Origin of the sequence: Gilliamella sp. B2923 (genome assembly GCF_026536565.1) — a bacterium.
Taxonomy (GTDB): domain Bacteria; phylum Pseudomonadota; class Gammaproteobacteria; order Enterobacterales; family Orbaceae; genus Gilliamella.
Genome location: NZ_JAFNNZ010000001.1, coordinates 620,834 through 627,132, shown reverse-complemented (window position 1 = coordinate 627,132; position 6,299 = coordinate 620,834). Strand labels below are relative to the sequence as shown.

Here is a 6,299-nt window from a genome sequence, read left to right as displayed (position 1 = left end):
AAACAGGCGTCAATCGGTGTCAGTGTGATGGTGGGCACGCAGCGCACTGAGCGGGAGGTCAATCAGGAGCAACATAATGTTATCAATAGTACACGATTATCTATTAGTAATGAAATAACTCGGTTTTTAGCATTTAAAACCCATACACATTACAAAATCCAGCTGTGCTTCTTGGCACTTTTGTGCCGGCTGGATTGTAGAAAGGTACCAATCGAAAAATAATAAAAGAGAAATACGTTGTAAAATAGATAGTATGCTAAAAATCATCTGAATTGATAAAAGTTCTCTTTGTACACTCACCACCGACCGATTTGATATTCAAAAATAAATATGGTTATTGAGATCCAAATTCCCTACCAACTACAAGATTTAAAAGAAACTATTGAGTTAATTTAAATTAATAAACAAATATGATATTGATTGAAAATTAGACTGGATTCAACAATAATGATGAAAAACCAATAACATTAAATAAAAGGAATATGAAACATGAATAGTACAAATGACGAACTTGAGTATTACGTACTACAACGTAATCCAAGTCATTCCTATCCCTTAATTATGTGTGATCCTGATTCGGAACATACGGAAGAATATCTATATGATTACGAAAATGAAAAAATTCCCAAACCGAAAGTGATGGAATTTACATTTAGTGAACCCTATTTTGCCAGCCCAGTCATTGGTGATTATTTTTCCCAACCTGAATCAGTAATCTCAGATAAGTTAAAAAAAATATTGTCTTCACTCAATATATTTGGAATTCAACTAATTCCAGCTATGATTACAAGTAATAAAGGTGATATTTTTAAGGATTACTTTTATATACATATTTATAATATTATTAATGCAATGGATAAACTAAACTCTAAATTCGACGAAGGGGATGATTGCTATTTTATCGATAAATTTAAGCTTGATGAAAATATTTTAAAAAATATTCCGTTAGAAGAAAGATTAATTTTTAAATTAGGAGAAGATCACACAATAATGCTTTATCACCGATCTATAGTTGAAGCATTAATGACTGTTAAACCAACTGGTTTAAAATTTATTAAAGTAAAAGATTGGCATATTTAAGCCATTACTGAGCCAAATATTAGCCTATCATTTAGCGCAATTTAAACAGTTATATGACTAACAAATAGCGTTCATGAATATATCAACAGAGAGCATATAGAAGGAGATTAAACCCAATCTCCTATTTATTTTGTTATTCAAAGCTTTGAAAAACATAATAGATAGGTAAAATAATTACAAAAATAACCACTTCAGAAAACATACTTCATGCTACTATTTTAACCAACAATCAGCAAATCTATTTTATCCCCCCAAAAAATACAACCTGTTAAAGAGAAATAAAACATGGAAAATTATTATTTTATACAGAGAAAATCCGACCAAGCCTATCCATTGATTCGAATAACCAATCGCGATGCTCACTTAAACCCCACTTTAATAAATTTGGAATTTAATGGAACTATACCCTCTCAGCCCGTTATGTCTGATTTTTTGTCTGGCCCTGAGATTTTTATTACCGATAAAATTGCCAATGTCATTAAAAGCTTTAAGCCTAAAGGGATAAAAATTATTGACACTGAATTAACAACCCCACAAGGTAAACTCATTAAGGACTATTTTTGTCTACTTTCTGACAACATAATCGAGGCTTTAGATAAAGATAAATCCGATTATGAAAAGCCTAGAAGAACATATTTTATAAAAAAACTCATTTTAGACAGAAAAATTTTAAATGAAATTTCTTTGGAACAAAGATTAGTTTTTTTATTAAGAGAATCGCTTCACATCGTTTTTCATGAAACATTAGCCAAAGCCATCATGGCGGTAAACCCTACCGGTATGGAATTTATTAATATTGAAACCGACGGAAAACCGTTAGAAGTAAATTAATATTCTTAACTATGGTTCGATATAAAGTTAGTTTATATCGAAATACACAGCATCTTATTCAGCAAAAATTTAGAGAATTAGAAGCGAAAAACACCAATTAATTTTTAATAAAGCAAGTTGTATATTTTCACTTGCTTTAGAAACAGAGATTTAATGAATCTAAAAAATGGCCGTAACTGAAACGGGTAAACCGTTAAATAATATCAATCGGTACCTTGAACACCGCTTTACGTACTTTTTTAGGTTCATCAACCATGCATGACGCTTGATGTAGCTCGCCCGGATAAAAGGCCGTAACTGAAACGGGTAAACAGTTAAATAATGTCAATCGGTACCTTGAACACCGCTTTACGTACTTTTTTAGGTTCATCAACCATACATAGCGCTTGATGTAGCTCGCCCGGATAAAAGGTCACAAACTCACCTTCGGTTAAATGAATAAAGTTATTTAAGCTGGCTTGATTAACAATAAACAGATCAGTTTTCTTTTCATAACAAGGTAAATGTGAGGCATCTAGCAAACTGTAGGCAATAATCTCTTCACCTCTGAGGATTAATTGAATATCTAAAAACTGTTTATGAAATTCACAGTGCCGCTCCTGCCTAGGTGAAGTCCAAGCATCACCAATGGTGTAAAACCATTGTTCTCCTTCCATTTGATAACGTCCGTCGGCCTGATTTTGAAGTGCATTCAAGCTTAGCTCAGCGCTCGATAATATTGTGTATAATGTATCTGGTAAAGTTGCTAACTTTAGATTGTTTAAGTGACCGGCAATCATCTTTCATCTCCTTATACTGCATTATTCTACAGTGTCAAAATGTTGCGCACCTATCATGCGATAAGTGCACAAGCGGTTAGTTGAAATTTTTAACCCAATTTTCATCAATCACAACATATTTAATAGCCATACGAAAATAGGTATAAGCAATATGTAATTTGCCGTCTAAACCCTGCTTAATAGTGGGATAAGAAAATTCACGATTTAAGCTATCTTTAGAATTATTTGTCATGCAGTAACCGTCGCCTTCATCCATATGCCGGATATAAGGCCAAGTTTCACCATTATCCATTGAAATTGCTAATGACATAGGTGCTCGTGGTGCGCCCCAAAAAGCATTTTTTTGCCCGTCAATAATTTCGGCCTCTTTTTTATTGGCACAACTTTCATCTTCAATTTCATCATAAAGTGATATACGCCTTGCAATTGCATCTTTAGCACTCGATTGATTAAACACTAAGGCAATATGCCCGTTATTTAAAACGGTGGCTTGAATGGAGGAGTTATTATTAGGTAAATTGGTGGCTATTGGTGTAGACCAATGATATCCGCCATCGGTCGATCGGCTAGCATAAATATTATCTGCCCAACGACTGCGGAAAAGCGCATACAAACTGTTGTCTTTCAATAATAAAATATTCATATGCACACAGCCTAAACTATCGGGCACATCAACATTAAACCAAGTTTTCCCGTTATCTTTAGAGATCATCACACCACTTGTATCATAACTTCCTACCCATTTTTCACCGGGTTTTGCAATACAGTAAAACACCGGTAATAACCAATCCCCGTTTGGCATTACTGTAATAGGCTGACGAATAAAAATACCTTTATTGGGATCTTCCAGTAACGTTTTAATTGGTCCCCAAGTTTCACCAAAATCATGCGATTGACGATATCGTACAATTGCCGTATCTTGATTGCCGGCGATTTGCGCGGTATACAGTAGCCACAATACATTATCTGGAGCCAGAAAAAACAGTGGGTTTTGTTCTGATCTTGTTGCGTCATTGGAAAGCTTGACCGCTTTAGTCCAAGTTTGACTGCCCTTTTTTAGTCTTGAATAATAAGCGGAAATATCAGCTATCCCCTCTTGCGTACCGCCAAACCAAGTGCAAAGTAGATCACCATTTGGTAATGGTAGTAAATTAGCCGCATGGTTTTGTACACATTCGGTTGGTAGAAATGCCTCAATTCGGGCACTATCATTTTTATTAATACTCAATCTGCCGCAGCAGTCCGGTTTAATTTGGGTCATGAGGTAATCTCCCTATAAACAATCAACATTATTTTTTAGATTTAACAAAAGGGCTAATTAAACATTTGTCTAACAGCATGATTACAGCAGGCGAAAGAAGCGCAACATACATGTTATTCACGCCTAATGGATCGCCTAAGTAAAACCAAACCGATGTAATAATAGCCGCCCCAATCAAGGCCATATTTGCTGCTCGGGTACTATTTAAAAAAGGTAAATAGAAAGCAATCATTGCCACAATAGTGATTGATAGCCGAATAGCACGAGTAAAAAATGAAAGCTTTAACACTTCCGGAAATGCCAGTACTAACAGCAAAGGAGCAAAACCAACGAAAACCGAAATCACTTTGGTTGCTTTAAACTCTTTTTCTTGTGAAGGTTTGAAATATGGCACATAAAAATCTTTAACAATCAGTGAGGCAATCGCTAAAGCAACGGTACTGACGCTAATAAAAATTGAAGCGACTAAGGAAGTGGTAATCACACCGGCCATAAATGGATTCATATCCTGTATAAACACCGGTAAAGCATATAAGCTATTTATATCCGGATGAAGAAATTTGGCACAAACTCCAATTACCGCAATAGCTATAGCAATAGGCAGGCAGAAGAAGAAAGCATACCAGCAAGCACGTTTTGCCGATTTGGCATCTTTCGTTGACGAGATAGCTTGAATCACAAATTGAGTACAAAAGATCGAGCCAATAGTACCGATTAACCAAGCAAAAATAGTACTGGCACCGATTGAACCGTCCCAAGTCCAGTAGTGTGGCGGCATCTGTTCAATCATGGGTGATATACCACCGGTTAAATACAATGCCGTTGCTAAAATAAATAACACCCCAAAATATTTCACGGCACTATGGATGATAGTGACATAAGCCACCCCTTTGAGTCCCCCGAAAGCAAAATAGAATGTGCTGACAACAGCGGTAATAAAAGCGGCAACCGGTAACGAAATTTGCAGCACGGTTGAAATCGCTGCCGCACCGCTTATATAGTTACCCACATTAACCAATAGCAGAGCATAAATCATAATGATCGAAATAAGATTTTTAGTTGAATGCCCATATTTTTGAGCAATGGCTGCTGAAATAGTGATTTCCCCAGTGTTGTAAATCTTTTTAACTAATAACAGACCAAACAGCGGAAAACCAATTGCGGCGCCAATCACTGACCATGACGCGGCAATCCCATTATCAAAAGCTGATTGCGCAGTACCTATAGTCGACTTAGCGCCAATATATTCGGTCATTAATAAAACACCGACAACGATTGCAGGTACCGCACGCGATCCTTCCATAAAATCACTATTATTTTTACTTCTTAAAAAATAGGTCATTGCAGAAGTAGCTAAAATATAAATCACCACAATACTTATAATAATGATTGTGTCCATTGTTCCAAAGTAATGCATAAATCACCTTCTTTACTTTATCAGTGCATGTTAAATAGTTATTACAATCGCTTCACAAGATCGTTAATTGTGGCAATATCAGAATCAGAAAATAGGATCGGATAACGGCTTTCACCCACCTGCTCGCCCATTAATGACAACGCTTTTTTGACAGCAGCCGGCGAAAATACCGTGGCATAAAGACGCTGCCGCAAATCACCGACCAACTCTTGCGCCGCTTTGGCGTGGTCAAGATCACCGGCTTTAAAGTGTTGCCAAATCGCCTGTATATGTTCCGGTACGACATTGGCAAGGCCTGAGATAGAGCCAACGGCTCCGCCAACAAAACCTTGATAAATTAAAGAGTCGGGTCCAGTTAACACATCAAACCCTTCAAATTGTTTGGCTATATCAATAAACCCTTGCAAACTTTCAATACTGCCCGCACTGTCTTTGATACCCCAAATATTCGGATGTTCTGCCAGTATGGCGGCGGTTTGCGGTTCGATTTTATTGCCCGTTCGAGCAGGAATGTTGTACAAATAAATCGGTACGGTTAATGCATCGGCGACTTTGGTGTAGTGGTCGATTAGCTCTTGTTGTTTTAATGGAATAAAATATGGGGCAATGACCGACACGGCATCTACGCCTAATTTCGCTATCTGTTTACCCAGTTTTATTGTTTCCTGACTTGAGATCTCACCTATATGCGCCATGACAGGGAAGCGCCCGCCAACTTCATCAACACAAACTTCAGCAACTTTGATTTTTTCTTGCTGAGTTAAAACGAAAAATTCGCCATTGGTGCCGTTACAAAAAATACTATTTCCATGGTGTAATTGGCGCTTAACTTGTTTACGCATCCGACTGGGGCAAAAATTGCCGTTATCATCAAACGTTGTCACAATAGCGGTTAAGATTCCTTCTATTTTTTTACTCATGTTAATTACTC

General features: G+C 36.7%; 8 protein-coding genes. 3 read left to right on the top strand and 5 right to left on the bottom strand.

Translation table 11 applies throughout. The features are described 5' to 3' along the window. From J3U42_RS02695 to J3U42_RS02685, 3 genes are all read left to right on the top strand, one after another. Nucleotides 1-222 (top strand): hypothetical protein (locus J3U42_RS02695; protein WP_267335390.1); only part of this gene is annotated, 222 nt, incomplete at its 5' end. Nucleotides 223-489: 267 nt separating this feature from the next. Then, nucleotides 490-1,080 carry an imm11 family protein gene (locus J3U42_RS02690; protein WP_267335388.1) on the top strand — a complete coding sequence of 197 codons (591 nt, stop codon included), beginning with the start codon at nucleotides 490-492 and terminating at the stop codon, nucleotides 1,078-1,080. A gap of 285 nt (nucleotides 1,081-1,365) precedes the next feature. Next, nucleotides 1,366-1,911, top strand: coding sequence for an imm11 family protein (locus tag J3U42_RS02685; RefSeq protein ID WP_267335386.1), 546 nt, complete (start codon nucleotides 1,366-1,368; stop codon nucleotides 1,909-1,911). A gap of 193 nt (nucleotides 1,912-2,104) precedes the next feature. Here J3U42_RS02685 and J3U42_RS02680 read toward each other — a convergent pair whose 3' ends face one another. The 5 genes from J3U42_RS02680 to J3U42_RS02660 all read right to left on the bottom strand — a co-directional run bounded on the left by J3U42_RS02680 (nucleotide 2,105) and on the right by J3U42_RS02660 (nucleotide 6,288). Further along, the gene (locus tag J3U42_RS02680) at nucleotides 2,105-2,239 is read right to left on the bottom strand and encodes a YhcH/YjgK/YiaL family protein (RefSeq protein WP_267335384.1); all 135 of its coding nucleotides are present in this window, start codon (nucleotides 2,237-2,239) and stop codon (nucleotides 2,105-2,107) included. Further along, nucleotides 2,226-2,690, bottom strand: coding sequence for a YhcH/YjgK/YiaL family protein (locus J3U42_RS02675; protein ID WP_220217673.1), 465 nt, complete (start codon nucleotides 2,688-2,690; stop codon nucleotides 2,226-2,228). The genes J3U42_RS02680 and J3U42_RS02675 overlap by 14 nt, the downstream gene beginning before the upstream one ends. Before the next feature lie 76 nt (nucleotides 2,691-2,766). Continuing rightward, complete coding sequence (locus J3U42_RS02670; RefSeq protein WP_267335381.1) at nucleotides 2,767-3,951, bottom strand: sialidase family protein; 1,185 nt, start codon at nucleotides 3,949-3,951, stop codon at nucleotides 2,767-2,769. A 28-nt stretch (nucleotides 3,952-3,979) separates the two neighbouring features. Beyond that, the gene (locus J3U42_RS02665) at nucleotides 3,980-5,368 is read right to left on the bottom strand and encodes a sodium:solute symporter family protein (RefSeq protein ID WP_267335379.1); all 1,389 of its coding nucleotides are present in this window, start codon (nucleotides 5,366-5,368) and stop codon (nucleotides 3,980-3,982) included. A gap of 41 nt (nucleotides 5,369-5,409) precedes the next feature. Beyond that, entirely contained in the window at nucleotides 5,410-6,288 is an 879-nt protein-coding gene (locus J3U42_RS02660; RefSeq protein ID WP_267335377.1) for a dihydrodipicolinate synthase family protein, read from the bottom strand. Nucleotides 6,289-6,299: the final 11 nt, after the last annotated feature.